The sequence below is a fragment of the Acinetobacter sp. UBA6526 genome (assembly GCF_002434875.1).
In the GTDB taxonomy this organism is placed as follows: domain Bacteria; phylum Pseudomonadota; class Gammaproteobacteria; order Pseudomonadales; family Moraxellaceae; genus Acinetobacter; species Acinetobacter venetianus.
Genome location: NZ_DJLC01000010.1, coordinates 4,200 through 20,382 on the forward strand (window position 1 = coordinate 4,200; position 16,183 = coordinate 20,382).

Sequence of the window (16,183 nt, forward strand, 5' to 3'; positions counted from 1 at the left end):
CAAATCATTCATGATGTCGTATTTGCTTGCAACAGAGTGGAAAACTTCTGCAACTTTTTGGGCTTTATCATCACTGCTTACAGTTTGGTAGCCGAAGTGTGTGGTTTCACCAACATTACCTGTATTCGCACCGCGAGGTAGGTTGTATTTTGGAATCGCGCCTGTTGGTGTGGACGCAATATTTTGTTGTAAAGATTGTTGCTGACCTTGAGGTGTGCCTTGAGGAAGCGGCGCGCTTAGGAATGGGCTAACTTTGTCTGAACTTTGAGTTTGCTCAACTTCTTGGGTAGGCTGTTGGTTTTCGTTAGACATTGTGTTCTCCTAAACTTTTTGCTCTAGCGGCACGAATCAGCATGCATGATGACAGATTTTGTAATTTTTTACAGGGCTTAGCATATCATTGTTGTGAATAATATACAGAAAGTCACGATCTCAAAAGTATTTTCATTTTGGTTTTTTGAGTTCTTAAATAAAAATCCCTCTTAAGCGAAGAGGGATTTGAGTAACTGCGTTATGCACGAAAAGGATCAGGGTGTCCTGCATGTACTTTGTCGATAATTTCACGCTCTTTTTCGGTAAATGTGTTGATAAATACCGCGGCTGATTTCATCGGCTTCATTGCTGCAAAGCCTTCTTGGATGAATTCATACATTTGATCGAATTGATATTTATGTGCAATACCTTTACACATTTTAAAGGCGGCAAACATCATGGTTGAACGCATGTATTTATCAAGTGTTTGACCCAGTTCATCCAGTAAGTGAAGCTGTTCATAACGAGCCTCACCTTGATCAAGTTTCACAAGGGTTTGACGCATGATGTCATCAGTCAATGCCGTTTCTAATGGATAATCTTCCAAAAGTTGCATTGCAACTTGCTCATCCAGTTGAGTTGCGAGGACTGCAAGGCTGACAGACTTGGTACCCGTTTTAATTGCATTTTCAGGGAGTAAGCTTTCTGCTTTATGAGCATACTTTAATAGGCGTTCGATTTGCTGAGCCATAGCATCAAAATCAGGGCCGCCGTATAAACGATTGAGAAAATATTGCGCCATAAGTTGATTTTCTGGACGGGCAAAAAATTCTTCATGCGTTTGAGCAATACGCTCTTTCATCCATGCTTGTACTTCGTGCAGACGTTGGGCAATCGCTGGGTTTTGGTGATAGTTCAAAGATTGGTATTGTAATAAAAGTTGATCAAATGCAGCGAGTTTTGACATGTTTGAACTCAAAGAAAATAAAACCATAAAATCATAGGCTGCATAATAACGAAGAACCATGACAGCATAAACCGAAAATGTTTAACAATTGGTCACTGTTGTCATTCATTGATTTAACTCTACATAAACTGTACAAGGGTTCTCTAAAGCTCTAAATCGATTTCATTATACTTATTCTTAATAATTAGCCATTTAGAATTAAAGATGAGCGCACAACAACCAAAATTTGAAATACGAGATGAAGATGAACTGTCTTTAGAACTGATTGAAGCACAATACGCTTTAAAAGATAGTCGAGATAAGAAGAATGCCAAAAGTGTTCTGATTTTGGTCAGTGGCATTGAAATGGCGGGCAAGGGCGAGTCAGTCAAGCAATTGCGAGAATGGCTCGATCCGCGATATTTAAAAGTGAAGGCGGATGCTCCAACGCTGCTTTCATCGAACCAAGTATTTTGGCAGCCGTATACCCGATTTATTCCTGCCGAAGGGCAGATCGTGGTGATGTTTGGTAATTGGTACAGCGACCTACTTTCAACTGCGATGCATGTATCAAAACCTTTAAATGAAGAGTTGTTTGATGCCTATGTTGAGCAGATGAGAGCTTTTGAGCATGACTTACAACACAACAATGTGCATGTAATTAAAGTTTGGTTTGACTTGTCATGGAAATCATTACAGAAACGTTTAGATCAAATTGATGCTTCAGAACAGCATTGGCATAAATTACATGGTTTAGATTGGCGCAACAAAAAACAATACGATACCTTGGCGAGTTTAAGTCAAAAATTTACAGATGATTGGTTTGTGATTGATGGTGAGGATGAAAAAGTAAGAGATCAATGCTTTGCACAATATGTGTTGCAAACGTTGCGTGAGCTACCTGATCACCAAACCAAAATTACAGAAAAGTGGCAACAAGCTAAAGTTCCGAAAACCTTACTTGAACCTTCCAAAGACAGTTTAGATAAAGATGAATATAAGGAAGAGCTAAACAAACTAACCAAAAAAGTAGCTGATGCGTTGCGTTATGACGAACGTAAAGTGGTGGTGGCTTTTGAGGGAATGGATGCGGCTGGAAAGGGTGGTGCGATTAAGCGCATCGTAAAAAAACTCGATCCTCGTGAATATGAAATTCATAGTATTGCTGCACCTGAGCGTTATGAGTTACGTCGTCCTTATTTATGGCGCTTTTGGAGTAAGTTAAATGATAGTGGCAAGATCACAATTTTCGATCGTACATGGTATGGACGTGTTTTAGTTGAAAGAATTGAGGGCTTTGCTAGTGCTGTCGAATGGCAACGTGCTTATGACGAAATTAATCGTTTTGAACAAAGTGTTGTCGATAGCCAAACCGTACTTGTGAAAATTTGGCTCGCCATTAGTAAAGATGAGCAAGCAGCGCGTTTTAAAGCGCGTGAACAAACGCCACATAAACGCTTTAAAATTACTGAAGAAGATTGGCGCAACCGTGAAAAATGGGATGATTATTTAAATGCGGCTGCGGATATGTTCGAACGAACTGATACTGATTATGCGCCGTGGTATGTGATTGCGACTGATGATAAAAATAGTGCAAGGATCGAAGTGCTTAAGGCGATTTTAAAACAGTTGAAAGCGGATTAAGCTTTCAACTGAGCTGTAAACAAGGATAGTTCTTAAAATGATTAAGCCACAATGGTATTACGGCTTTTCTGCTGAATACGTTTTGCCAAGTTATAGCAATCTTGAATATGTGCTTCGGTAATTTTACGCATCATGAAATAACCAAGGCTTGCTGCCACAAGTTGACCACCGAGAGGAATAAACTTGGTCACTTGTTTGGTCGCAATCTTGGTAAAAAAACCATTAAACGATTTTTTCATCGCGGTACGTGCTACTACAAAACCTGAAAACTCAAAGCCACGTTTACGTAATTCATCCCAATGTACTTTCTTGGTTTCTGGGTCATAGACACTGATATGTTCAGGCGCTAAGCCAAAGCGAGCATTCACATAAGGAATGATCTGAGTCAGCATGCCTAAATCGACTACAACATCAAAAAATGGAATAGGGACAATTGCTGCACCTGCTGACCAATACGCACGCTTTTTTGTAAGCTCTAAACATTCTTCGCGGATTTGATCCAAGTTCAAGCTCGGATCAATTGAGTCAGGAATTTTTTCAATTTTCATAAAGTTATACCTAAAGTCTATCCCTCGATAGTACATTCAATCGTACTGAGTGGTGAATTTCAAAACAATTTTTTTATTTCCTTGTGTGTTTAACGTGACATAGTTCGATGAAGTTGTATAGTGATGATTGTGTACGGTTTCGTGCAACACAATGCTGATTTATTGACGAGGTTGTATTTACGCATGGGGATTCATGTTATTCAAAGTCAACGCCTTGATGTGTTATTGCAAGGTGTGATGGCATCAATTAATCAGCCGAGCAACTCGCCATTTCAAGTCTTTAAAACGCAGCATTTTATTGTACCGAGTCCCGCGCAGGAGCAATGGCTCACGCAGAAAATTGCTGAACAACAAGGCATGACTGCCAATTATCAATTTCATCAACGTATTCGCGGTTTTCAATGGTACGCTTATCAGCAAGTCTTAGAAAATAAAGAAAAAGTACGTAAAGCCAATATTCCTCGATTGATTTTAAAATGGCGCATTCATCAAGCCTTACAACCCTTTATTCAAGCAGATCAAATCAGTCTGGCTGAAGATCATCCTTTATATTCAATCGTACAGCGTATTTACGATAGTGCCGATCAATTAAAACAGGGTAGAGAGAAACAGCTAAAAAAACAAAGTATGTTGTATTGGGTGGCTGAGCAAGTTTCACAGCTATTTAACAACTACATGATTTATCGTGGGACTTGCCAACGTGCATGTGAGGGCGAGTGTACCTGTTCAGATAATTGGTTGTCGGCTTGGGGCAGAAACCAAGCCTTGAATATCGAACAACTCATCTCAACCACAGATCAACAAACCTCGGCATTTACCTTAGATCAAACAGAAAAGCTCGAGGCATGGCAACGTTGGCTGTGGCAAAACTATTTCCATGATGACTTTGTCGAGATGCAGAGTATTGATGCAGACTTTTGGCATATTCTCGATCAACCGCAGCAGCGTGAGCAGGCTTTAGCGCAACTGCCAAATCAGCTGATTGTATTTACCATTTTGGATTTGCCACCAAGCCAATTGCAGTTTTTACGCCGTTTGGGTCAATATTTAGATGTGGTGATTTTGCACTATAACCCATCTCAAGAGTATTGGGCGGATAGTGTCGATCCATTATGGAAACAACGCTACGATTTAGGGGTGAAAGAGCGTTTTATTGCCAAAAATCCCAAAGCAACGGATGAGGAAATCACGGCGTTTTTTGAACAGTTTAATTTAGAATTTAATGCTTTAAGTCGTGAATCACGCCATCCTTTGCTGACTCGCTTAGGGAAGCAAGCACGGGATCATTTCTCTTTATTGTCACAGCTTGCAGGAGGGGAAGAGGGTATCTGGGAAGATCTCTTTGTTGATTATTTTCCCGAAACACTACTTGGAAAAGTCCAGTCTGATATTTTCTATCTCGCTGAACCTCAAGCTGCGCAATATGAACTTGCCATTGATGATCAATCGATTCAATTGCATGTTTGCCATTCGAGTCTTAGACAACTTGAGGTACTTAAAGAGCAATTGGTCAATTGGCTGTCTCAGTCTGATGCAATACCGCGTCGTCCAAGTGATGTGTTGGTTTTAACGCCAAATCTCGCTGAGCTAGAACCATTGATTCGTAGTGTATTTCCTTCGATTGCCAATGATCAGGACGTTTTTTTACCTGTCAAAATTGCAGGTGTCGCCCAGCTTGATGCTTTGAATGCTTGGCGTGCTGTGCTTGGGCGTTTGCAATTAACGCAAGGTCGCTTTACTCAAGATGATTTCGCGGACTGGTTAAATTTATCTGCAACGCAACAGCGCTATGGTTTGGATTATAGCCAAGCGCAACGGATGTTGGACTTACTCAATGATGCGGGTTTTAAGCGTGGTTTGGATGCAGAGCATCTGCAACAAAGTTTGAGTGAAACCGATCAAGACTATCGTTATAGTTTTAAATTCGCCTTAGATCGTTTGGCGCTAGGTATTGCAGTACCTGCGCATGTGATGGTGCAACAGACGCTTAGTTATGCAATGGTTCAGTCTAGTGATTTTGAGCTGATTGGAATTTTGATTCAGATTTATCAAGATTTATCTGCAAGACGATATTGGCTGATGGCACATGAACACGGTCAGCGTTTGCCTGTTGAGGCATGGTTAAAACGATTGAAAGATGATGTGCAGGAGTTTGAGCAAGCGGAGATTGTCGCGTTAAAAGCTGTACGTGAAATCATCCAAAAACAAGAGCGTATGCTGACTTTGGCCAGTTATTATGAAGATGCTGAAACTGAGCTGCGCCAAATTTCATTGCCATTGCCTTATATCATTGAAGAAATCCAACGAACTTTAGAAAGTCAGTCTGCACAAGTCGAGCCAACAGGACAAATCACCTTTAGTCAGATCGGGCAAATCCGTCCAATTCCTTATCGTTTGATTGTGCTATTAAATTTAGATACAGGTAAGTTCCCAAATCGAGACAGCCATATTCCTTTTGACTTAATGGATGCATTGCGTCAGCAATTGGGTGATCGCTCTCGTTTAGAGGATGATCAAGGCGCATTTTTAGATGCAGTATTGTTAGCGCAGGAGCAATTGTGGCTGTTCTATAATGGTTTTGATATCAATGATGGTGAAGTGAGAGAGCCTTCAAGTGTGTTGCAAGGCTTTCGAGATCATTTGGCGTTGATTGTTAAATCCCCCTCAGCGCCCCTGAATGAAAGGGAAGAGAGTGGGGAAGTTCCCCTCTTTATCAAAGAGGGGTTAGGTGAGATTTGTCCACCTCAACTTTATCCTCTCTATCATGTGCACCGTTTGCAACCTTTTGATCCGCTCGGCTTTACGACGGATCGACCTGTACGTTTCCAAGATCAATGGTTTAAGGTTGCTTCACAGATTCAGAAGGCGAAAGGTGAACGACAGGCATGGGTGAATGCAGCTTATCCAGTTGAACAGAGTGAAATGACCATTTTGGAGTGTCAGCAATGGATTCAAGATGTGACCTTTCCAGCACGGCTATATTTAAAAACGTTAGGGGTGGAAAATTTAAGTGCCACTGAATTGGTCGATCAATCCGAGCCTTTGTTATTAGATGGTCTAGGCAAATATGCGATTCGACATTTTTTACAACTGCACGATGAAAAAGTGTCACCCAGCATCTTGCAAGATCAGTTGCCTGTCGGCAAGGTACAGCACAGTGCATGGCAGCAAAGCCGTTTAGAACAACAACGTTTAATGGAACGTTTACAGCAATATGCAGCCGCGCCAACGCAAACCACACAACGTATTTGGCGAGTTTCTAAACATTTGCAAATGAGTTGTATCACCCCCAAGCAAGATGTGCAGGATTGGGTCAGCTTAGATGCTTCTAGTGCGCGCGCCAAACGTTTGGCTAAAGTGTGGTTGGAATATTTGCTCTGGCTGGTTGTTTCGAATCAGGGCCAAGCCACTGAGAAACGCCGTATCGTGGTGTTCAGTAATCAAACGGTGATTTGTGAAGGCGTCAGTTCAACCCAAGCCAAAGATTATTTACAAGCATGGTTACAGCTTTGGCAAAATGGGCAACAACAACCCGTGGTTTTGCCAGCAGCATTATTATTAAAACCTTTGGAAAAAGCCAAACCTTATGAATGGATTGAGCAAGATGCTCGACAGATTTTGGATGAAAATAGTCAAAAACAAGTGTTAAAAGATTGGAATGACACGGGCGATTTTTCAGGTTTTGACATGACACAAAATGAAGCGTGTAAATTACATCGAGATTGGCAGTTTATTTTACAAGAACAAGATGCCACTGCTTTATTGAACTATGCTTGTGATCAGTATTCATTTGCCTTGTATCAACCGATTTTTGAATTTTTACGTGTGGAGTAAGGCATGAGCTCTCAATATCCAGTGTCTTATCAACCGATTTGTGATATTCAGTTTCAAGGGTTGCATTTGATTGAGGCATCGGCAGGAACAGGTAAAACCTATACTTTGTCCAGTTTGATGGTACGCATTTTTTTAGAAAAATATTTACCGAATCAGGTGATTGCAACCACATTTACGCGTGCTGCTGCTGCTGAGTTAAAAACGAGAATCCGACTACGTCTCGTTGAAACTTTAGATTATTTAGAACCTTTCCGAGATGTACTCGAGCGAGATATTCAAGTTCAGGCAGTACAAGAGTCTGACCCTTTGAAACAGCATGTGCTACAGCATTTTGCGCCACGGATTGCCTATGCCTGTGAGCGGCTCAAGTTGGTGATTGATCAACTCGATGAGTTATTTGTAGGGACACTGGATAGTTTTAGTCAAAAGTTATTGCGAGAGTTTGCTTTTGAAAGTGGCAAAATTGAAAGAGCGCAAATCACAGAAGATGCGAAAACTTACACACGACAATTGATTCATGATGTATTGCGTGAATGGATTCAAACGCAACCGCAGCAAGTGATTGATACACTTTATAGTGTCGGCAGTTTAAAAAGTGTTGATCATTTTGTGGGGATGGTGGAAAGCTCGCTGAACTTTAGTTCTGCGCAATTTAAATTACCTGATCTACCTGAAATTGAGCTAACTCAATTGCAAGCTTGGCAGCAGCAGGCGCAACACATTGATTTGAGTACTTTGTCTGATTATTTCTCATTGGATGGCGCATATTATTCACATATTAATGGGACCTCTTTCCGTAATCATGCCTTTCACAAACTCTTTGCAGAATCTTTACCATTACTATTAGATGCATTATCAAGTGTTGAAAATGTGCAGGTATTTGATGCGTATTTTGCCAACGCACGAGATGCGGTATTTAAGTTTTTAGATAAGCTTGAACAGCAAAAAATCTTTAAAAAATGTCCATCAGAAATTAGCGATACTTTTTATCAACATGCAACGGTATTGCAGATTCAGTCGTTATTTCAATCTGTGCTACAAATACAACAACAGTTTGAACAGTTGGATGTGTATTTAAAAGCTTATTTGTGCATTGAAGTGAAAAAGCGCTTGCCGCAAGTGTTACAGCAAAAAGGCGAAACCACCTTTGCCCAACAAATCAAAACTTTATCTGATGCTTTAAAAGGGGAGCAAGGACAACGTTTTGCAGTGTTTGTGCAAGCACGTTATCCCTTAATTTTGGTCGATGAATTTCAAGATACCAACCAAGATCAGGATGATATGCTTGCCGGTATTTGGCGACATCCACAGCGTTATCAGAAAGGCTGCATGATTATGGTCGGTGATCGTAAACAGGCGATTTATGGTTTCCGTGGTGGCGATATGCTGACCTTCCTGAATGCCTACCAAGATATTATGGCGAAGCAAGGGCATGAATATAAACTGATTCATAATCATCGTTCGGTCAAAGAGCTGGTGGAAGTGGTCGATGTCTTATTTCAGCGGCAGATGGATTTTGGTGAGCAGGTCATGTATGACCCGATTCAAGCAGGTTCACGACCTCATCCTGCTTTGATTGAACAACAGCAATCCAATCCAAAGCCTTTACGTTGGTTGCAGTTGCAAGAGGGGAATGAACAAGCCACCCAAGTTGCTTGGCAAATTCAGCACTTATTGAATCAAGCGCATTTAAAACAACTGTATTTAGAGGGTGATATACAAACAGCCATCGCTGAAGATGATATTGCGGTGTTGTCACGGAGTCATCGCCAACTGGATGAAGTGCAATATGTGTTGCAACGTATGGGGATTCGCGTCAATCGACCTGCTAAACGCAGTGTATTTGATTCCGCTATTGCGCAAGATGTGGGTGCATTACTCACTGCGTTGTTGCATCCTTATGATGAGGCGAAGTTGAAACGTGCTTTACTGAGTCGTCTGTTTGGCTTCGATCTCACACGATTGATAGCACTTGAACAAAGTCCTGAAGGGCTAAGTCACTATATTCAGCAGTTCGATGAGATTCGTGAAATTTGGCTCAATCAGGGATTTTTATCTGCATGGCAACGTTGTCTTAATCAGTTTGGTATTTGGCAGCAATTGGTTGCGACACAAAGCCGAGACAATGAGCGAGCCGTGGTGAATCTACGTCATCTCACTGATGTTTTGAGTCAACATAGTGAACATGTACAAGGCATTCAAAATCTTTATCATTGGTATTTAAAACAACTGCACTCACCGAGTGATCGTGATTGGGAACTGGAACATAAGCTTTCCAGTGATGCAGGTGTGCAACTGATGACGATCCATCAGTCCAAAGGTTTAGAGTTTAAAATTGTGTTTTTGTTAGGCGCAAATAAGCCTTATTCGGAACAACAAAAGACCCTAAATTTTTCCACCACAGATGTTCAAATGCCTGAAACAGGTCAAATACGAACGCAACGTGTTGTTGCTGTCGCGGATAAAAATTTTCTACAGCAAACTGAGATTGATCAGCATCAACAACGAGCTTTAGCAGAACAAAATCGCTTGTGGTATGTGGCTTTGACCCGCGCCAGTCATCGTGTTTATGCCGTATTTGAGCCTGAAAAAGGTGAGAAAAATAAGTTCTCAGGCCTCGCTTTTTGGAAAAATCAAGGTGAGCATTTTCAACATACCTATAGTGCCGATGAAGCTTTAATTTTAGAGCGACCTCTCGCAGTTCGAACACAGCAAGAGCAACAGCACATGATATTGAATGCTCAACCCTTACCAGAACAACGCTTTTATGCACGTGGCAAAACCAGTTTTAGTTATTTGGCACAGCATTTAAAACATAAGGTCAATCGGACTGATGTATTGGCAAATATGGATGCAACGGTTGAGCAGGCTGAAGATGAACTGGATATTTTCGCTGTACAAGAGATAGCCCAAACGGAATCAATCGCATGGATTAAGCAGCATTTCCCGAAAGGGACTCTAGCTGGTAATTTCCTACATGAAATCTTTGAACAAATTGATTTTCAACAACCTCAAACTTGGGGTGAGGAAATTCGTCGCCGTTTTAAAAATACCTATCAAAGTTTATGGACGGCCTTGTTGGAAACCTATCAGCAACATTTTCCAGATCAGCAAAATAGTGAACAACAGCTATATCAGTGGATTGCGGATTGGATCGCTGAAGTTGTACAGACACCATTGAATCAAGGTTTTTTGTTGCAGCAACTCAGTACAGGGCAATACCTATCCGAGTGCCCATTCTATTTGGCACTCTCCGATCGTGTTCTCGCAATGCAGCGGGTGCAAACGCTGTTTGAGGAATATGGAATCGAAATGCCTGAATTACTTGAGGCAAAGTCTGCGCGTTATCTCAATGGTTCAATTGACTTAGTTTATTTTGACGGGCAGCGTTATCACATTGCCGATTATAAAAGTAATTATCTAGGTGCATCTCAACTTGATTATCAATCAACACAGATTGCAGAAAGTATGTCGCTTTCGAGTTATTGGTTGCAGGCCGCTTTATATCTAGTGGCGTTGCATCGATATCTCAGCATTAAGTTGCAAGATTATAAGATTGAGCAACATTTGGGTGGCGCATCTTATCTCTATTTGCGTGGTATGAATGGTCAAGCTCAGCAAGGCTATTTTTACTGGAAACCTGAGGATGAGTTTATTCTGCGTTTAGACGCAATTCTTGGGTATTTCTCTGAAGATAAATCAGGAAAAGTGGTGTAGATAAAGTGTATGATTTTAAATTAAACAAAAGCTTATCTTGTGAATAAGTATGTTTATAACCTTGTGGACAAGCGTGTGGGTAAGTTTGAGGATAACTCTGTGGACAATAAAAGTAATGCTCAATCGGAGCAAATGACTTGGTTAAATATGTGGAGTCATTACCTCACACAAGCACCATTTACTCAATCTGCTCAACCAGAAACCGCAGCACAGATGTTGCAACAATTGGTTGAAGCGAGCCTGCAAGGTAATAGTTGTATTGATGTTGATTCAACACAGCTTGAAGCGCTGGGTGATTTGGCGATTTCTAGTGATATCGCAACAACCCAAGTTGCTCCATGCGTCTATGATCAGCAGGGCTTGGCATTATACCGATATTGGCAGCTAGAGCAACGCCTTGCTCATCAGATTTGTCGATTAAAGCGACAAATGGTGCCTCATATTGATGTTTCTATTTTTCAAACCTTACTCAGTGATCAACATCAACAAGCCGCTTTAACTATGGTCATGCAGCAATGGCTTAGTATTATTACGGGCGGGCCTGGGACTGGAAAAACCTATACGCTGGCAAGGATTATCACTGCGCTGAATCAAACGATTCCAGATATTCGAATTGCAATGGCAGCGCCGACAGGTAAAGCTGCACAGCGCATGCAAGAAGCACTGCAAAACTCATTCAATGATCCAAAGCTTTTACAATCAGGTCTGATCACGGATGAGCTTCGTCATCAAAATACGCAGACTTTGCATCGTTTATTAGGGATTGGGAATCGCCCCATACCATGTTTTAATCAAAAACAACCGTTGCCTTATGATGTGATCGTGGTTGATGAAGCTTCAATGCTCGATTTGAATCTAGCGACATTATTATTTGAAGCGGTTCCAGAACATTGTCGAATTATTTTATTGGGGGATGCCAATCAGTTAGCCTCTGTAGATGTGGGGTCTGTATTGGCAGATTTACAACACGTTGAGGCTTTGGCTGAAAACCGTGTGCAGCTGATGACCAGCCGTCGATTTTCAGGGGATGCCAAGATTGGACAATTTGCAAGATTTATCCAAGATCAGCAAGATTCGACTGAGCATCATGCGGTGTTGGAAAAACTCGAACGTGACATCCTCACGCCAACTGAACTCCAAGGCATCACATTAACGCTAGGGATGCCTGATCAGATTCAATTAGAATATTTACCTGAGCAGCTAGAGGGCGATGCTGAACAATATCAACAAAAGTTGATGTATGGTTTTCAGGGCTATGTAGATGCCTTAAAGGCGTATCTAAAAGCCGATGATACTGAACAAAACATGATGACGGTGATACAGGCATTTGATGATTATCGAATTCTCACTGCTGTTCGACATGGGCCGTTAGGGCTAGAGCAACTGAATCGTTATGCTGAACAATGGCTGAATCAGCAACTCAAACAAATCGCAGTTGGGGATTGGTATATTGGTCGTCCTGTGATGATGACGTATAACGACTATCAGTTAGGAATTTCAAATGGTGACATTGGGATTTGTTTTAAGCACAGAACGCAAGCTCAACAGTTTGAAGTTTTCTTTCCTAGTCTGAATAAATGGATTGCAGCACATCGTTTGCCTCGTCATATGCAAACGGCTTTTTCACTGACGATTCATAAATCACAAGGTTCAGAATTTACCCATACCGCAATTGTGTTAGATGCACATGCGGAGAAATTATTGAGCCAAGAATTAATTTACACCGCCATTACGCGTGCGAAAAAAGTGGTTACACTTTTGGCTGATCAAAAGGCGCTACAACAAGCGCTGACAATCCGCACTGTTCGACGCAGTGGTTTAGTGCAAAAGATCAATTTGGATAGATTGTAAACTTATTCTTTAAAATTCACTGTTTTGTAAGTAAAAGCTTACATGGATTCGAGATATTGTCGCTAGAGTGAGTCAGGTGTTTTTGAGATTATGTACACACAAAGAGCCTAGCAAGGAAAGTTAGGTAAATCGCAAAAATATAATAATAAAGTCAGTAGACAGCGAACTTACAGTGAAGTGAGTGATAAAAGAGGAAACTTACAGCCGCTAAGCCTTGTAGTTTTGGGAGAGACTACAGGGCTTTTTTATTTGTCATAAATTTTAATCACAACATGCTGATATTCATCGTATTAATTTTAACCATTTTAATCTGATTTCACTTTAAAAAATTGATCCATATTTCGACAAAGATTTACTGGTATTGATCTGCTATTCAGTGGAAATGTATCAGAATCTTCAAAAGTTATAAGGCTATTGTCAGACAGTTTTTTTTCATTATTAAGTTAAATGTTATACAGATCTGTACGTTTTTGCTTACAGAGAGATAAGAAAAATGCTATTTTTCTCCACAATTGATTCTGACAGAATAGCAACTATAGAGAGGGGAACAAGCTCTACAACAACATAAAGTAAAAAGATAATGATGTGTGAGAAGCATCCAGAGGGTTCGAGTGTTGTTAAATAAAAAGACAAAAAATAAAAATAAACTAAAATTATAACGATAAAAACTAAGCGCAAAAGCCCAAGCGAAAACTTGGGCTTTTTTGTGCGTGTTTGCAAATATGATTAAACTAAATCGGCTTCGGTACGGTCAGTTGCAAACAATGAACGACGTTGATTTTTTGGGATTTTTGGACAGTTGGTTGAGATCTGATATAGCGTTTTGGCTAAAGCAGGTAAATGTGTACCGACGACTGATTTTCCTGTCGTCAGCAGTGATACGCTGATATCACGCTCTGGATCTGCCCAACATAAAATATTCGAGAAACCAATATGACCAAATGCTTGCCCAGTCATTGGCCCGAATAAACCAACAGGATTACTCCCTAACATTGGGCCAAGTGCGTAGCGCATCGGTGCAAGGAGTGTGCGATCTAAGCTAATACCAGAGGTTGGCAGCGTAGAGCGGAACACAGTTTTGGCACTCATGATTTGCTTACCTTGATATTCACCACCACTGAGCAGCATTTCAAAGAAACGACCAACCTGATCAGCACTGGTATAAATGTTCCCTGCTGGGCAAATAGTATCCATAAAACGGTTGTCATTGGTCACATCAACTGCCAGTTGTAAACCACCACCGAGTACATGATTGAGATATTGATCTGTACCTAAACTTGGATGTACACCAGTTGCATAATTCATTGCAACATCTGCACGATATTCAGGTTTTAAACCATAGTTGAAATAATCCAATCCCATTGGTTTTTCAATTTGTTCTGCTAAAAACTCACGAACGCTTTGCCCTGTAACACGATGAACGATCTCACCTAAGATATATCCTGCTGTAATAGCATGGTAGGCAAGGTGAGTACCTGAGGGAGAAACGGGTTTAGCTGCACAAAGACGTTTTAAAATTTCATTTTGATCGAATAAAAGTTCAGGCGTGACTTCGCCTTCTATACGTGGAATGCCACCACGATGAGAGAGTAAATGGAAAATAGTGGCGCGACGTTTACCATTTACACCGTATTCAGGAATGTAATAGCTAATCGGATCAAGTAAATTCAGATCACCTCGTTCATCTAGCATATGAATCAACATCGCTGTAACCATTTTTGATGCTGAAAATAGGCATACAGGCGTGTCTGGCGTTGCAATTTTGGCATCAGATGCTAAGCCATCAGGAGAGTTTCCTTGTGCATAGCCAATACTGCGATTTAAAACGACTTGCCCCTGACGACGTAAACATAGTGTGATGAGTGGATAGTTTCCTGTTTTATATAAACATTCCACACTATTCCAAATTTTTTGAACTTGTCTTTCAGTCATCCCACCTAATGCTGCCGCAACTTCATCTTTTGAGCGAATCACTTGATTGAGGTCATGTGGTACATAACAGGTATTTGTTGATAAAATTTTCACGATTCCCTCGCAATATTTTTCGTTTTCTTTCGTATCTGTCATAAATTGAAAACAGACTCATGATAGTGTGCCTATTTTGTTCAATGCTGTCAGCTGCCGAATTGCCAGCAAACACAAAACATTTTTGCAATATAACGATAGATCACTTAAAATAGGCGACTTGCTGTAGTGATGCACGGCAGTCAGTTGACTTCAACTGATTATTATCATTTTTATTTTTTAAGCATCTCGGAGAAATCGAATGGCTTTAACTAACGCAGATCGCGCAGAGATCATCGCTAAATTTGCTCGTGCTGAAAACGACACTGGTTCACCAGAAGTACAAGTTGCTTTATTGACTGCTCAAATCAATGATTTACAAGGTCACTTTAAAGCTCACAAACACGACCACCACAGCCGTCGTGGTTTGATTCGTATGGTTAACCAACGTCGTAAATTACTTGACTACTTAAACGGTAAAGATCACGGTCGTTATGTTGCTTTGATCGGCGCATTAGGTTTACGTCGTTAATTCGATTTTACTTTGTTTTCGGTATTTCGCATGTTGCTATGCTTTATTGCTGAAAAGAGAGTCTCATCTAATTTACTTTAGATGACTTTAGAAGGGGCGCTTGTTCGCTCCTTCTTTGCGTTTAATATTTTTAAAATATTTGGTCTAGTGTGATGGCTTCTAAGCTTTGTCATTTATCTATATTGTTGTAGTCTGAATGCCAAACCTTAGGGGTCTCACTAGAATAACGTTTTAAAAGAAACTAGGAAAATACAATACATGTCAATGTTTAATATCGTTCGTAAAGAATTCCAATTTGGTCAACATCAAGTTGTTTTAGAAACGGGTCGCGTTGCACGTCAAGCAAATACAGTTTTAATCACAATGGGTGGTGTAACTGTTCTGGTTGCTGTTGTTGCACAACCAAAAGCAAAAGCGGGTCAAGACTTCTTCCCATTAACTGTTAACTATCAAGAAAAACAATATGCAGCGGGTCGTATCCCTGGTGGTTATGGCAAGCGTGAAGGTCGTGCATCTGAAGCTGAAACTTTAATTTCACGTTTGATCGACCGTCCGATCCGTCCATTATTCCCAGAAGGTTATTTCAACGAAATCCAAGTAACAGCAACCGTTGTTTCTTCTGACAAAACCATGGATGCTGACATTGCTGCAATGCTAGGTACATCTGCTGCATTGTCTATTGCAGGTACGCCTTTCCGTGGTCCAATTGGTGGCGCACGTGTTGGTTTGATCAATGGTGAATATGTTCTTAACCCAACGCTTGAACAACTTGCACAATCTGATCTTGACCTTGTCGTTGCCGGTACAGAATCAGCAGTACTTATGGTTGAGTCTGAAGCGAAAGAACTTTCAGAA

At 40.8% G+C, this 16,183-nt stretch carries 9 protein-coding genes and 1 pseudogene; 6 read left to right on the forward strand and 4 right to left on the reverse strand.

Translation table 11 applies throughout. From position 1 onward, the window contains the following. Both B4237_RS00580 and B4237_RS00585 read right to left on the reverse strand, forming a co-directional pair. Positions 1-312 (reverse strand): class I SAM-dependent methyltransferase (locus tag B4237_RS00580; RefSeq protein ID WP_286940779.1); only part of this gene is annotated, 312 nt, incomplete at its 3' end. 199 nt (positions 313-511) lie between these two features. Beyond that, positions 512-1,219, reverse strand: coding sequence for an FFLEELY motif protein (locus B4237_RS00585; RefSeq protein ID WP_205677080.1), 708 nt, complete (start codon positions 1,217-1,219; stop codon positions 512-514). Positions 1,220-1,423: 204 nt separating this feature from the next. Here B4237_RS00585 and B4237_RS00590 point away from each other — a divergent pair, with 204 nt between their 5' ends. Beyond that, positions 1,424-2,842: a polyphosphate:AMP phosphotransferase gene (locus tag B4237_RS00590; protein ID WP_278595967.1), complete on the forward strand. Its 1,419-nt coding sequence runs from the start codon at positions 1,424-1,426 to the stop codon at positions 2,840-2,842. 41 nt (positions 2,843-2,883) lie between these two features. Here the strand turns inward: B4237_RS00590 and B4237_RS00595 are convergent, their stop codons facing one another. Then, positions 2,884-3,390, reverse strand: coding sequence for a hypothetical protein (locus B4237_RS00595; RefSeq protein ID WP_004876530.1), 507 nt, complete (start codon positions 3,388-3,390; stop codon positions 2,884-2,886). 183 nt (positions 3,391-3,573) lie between these two features. Between B4237_RS00595 and B4237_RS00600 the strand changes: the two genes are divergently transcribed. From B4237_RS00600 to recD, 3 genes are all read left to right on the forward strand, one after another. Continuing rightward, positions 3,574-7,224 (forward strand): exodeoxyribonuclease V subunit gamma, encoded by a 3,651-nt coding sequence (locus B4237_RS00600; RefSeq protein WP_278595993.1) that lies wholly within the window; start codon positions 3,574-3,576, stop codon positions 7,222-7,224. A 3-nt stretch (positions 7,225-7,227) separates the two neighbouring features. Next, positions 7,228-10,941 carry a UvrD-helicase domain-containing protein gene (locus B4237_RS00605; RefSeq protein ID WP_278595966.1) on the forward strand — a complete coding sequence of 1,238 codons (3,714 nt, stop codon included), beginning with the start codon at positions 7,228-7,230 and terminating at the stop codon, positions 10,939-10,941. A 132-nt stretch (positions 10,942-11,073) separates the two neighbouring features. Then, on the forward strand, positions 11,074-12,792 hold the full coding sequence (recD, locus tag B4237_RS00610; protein ID WP_412502061.1) for an exodeoxyribonuclease V subunit alpha: 1,719 nt from the start codon (positions 11,074-11,076) through the stop codon (positions 12,790-12,792). 726 nt (positions 12,793-13,518) lie between these two features. Here recD and B4237_RS00615 read toward each other — a convergent pair. Next, positions 13,519-14,817, reverse strand: coding sequence for a serine hydrolase domain-containing protein (locus B4237_RS00615; protein ID WP_278595965.1), 1,299 nt, complete (start codon positions 14,815-14,817; stop codon positions 13,519-13,521). A gap of 241 nt (positions 14,818-15,058) precedes the next feature. On the opposite strand from B4237_RS00615, the gene rpsO reads away from it, so the two are divergent. Together rpsO and B4237_RS00625 are read left to right on the forward strand one after the other, a co-directional pair. After that, positions 15,059-15,328 carry a 30S ribosomal protein S15 gene (gene rpsO, locus B4237_RS00620; protein WP_004876536.1) on the forward strand — a complete coding sequence of 90 codons (270 nt, stop codon included), beginning with the start codon at positions 15,059-15,061 and terminating at the stop codon, positions 15,326-15,328. Between the two features lie 264 nt (positions 15,329-15,592). Continuing rightward, positions 15,593-16,183: pseudogene (locus B4237_RS00625) on the forward strand (polyribonucleotide nucleotidyltransferase); the annotation flags it as partial.

Coding starts and splice junctions, on each gene's coding strand:
- B4237_RS00585 (WP_205677080.1), bottom strand. CDS start 1,219: ATGTCAAAACTCGCTGCATTTGATCAACTTTTATTACAATACCAATCT.
- B4237_RS00590 (WP_278595967.1), top strand. CDS start 1,424: ATGAGCGCACAACAACCAAAATTTGAAATACGAGATGAAGATGAACTG.
- B4237_RS00595 (WP_004876530.1), bottom strand. CDS start 3,390: ATGAAAATTGAAAAAATTCCTGACTCAATTGATCCGAGCTTGAACTTG.
- B4237_RS00600 (WP_278595993.1), top strand. CDS start 3,574: ATGGGGATTCATGTTATTCAAAGTCAACGCCTTGATGTGTTATTGCAA.
- B4237_RS00605 (WP_278595966.1), top strand. CDS start 7,228: ATGAGCTCTCAATATCCAGTGTCTTATCAACCGATTTGTGATATTCAG.
- recD (WP_412502061.1), top strand. CDS start 11,074: ATGACTTGGTTAAATATGTGGAGTCATTACCTCACACAAGCACCATTT.
- rpsO (WP_004876536.1), top strand. CDS start 15,059: ATGGCTTTAACTAACGCAGATCGCGCAGAGATCATCGCTAAATTTGCT.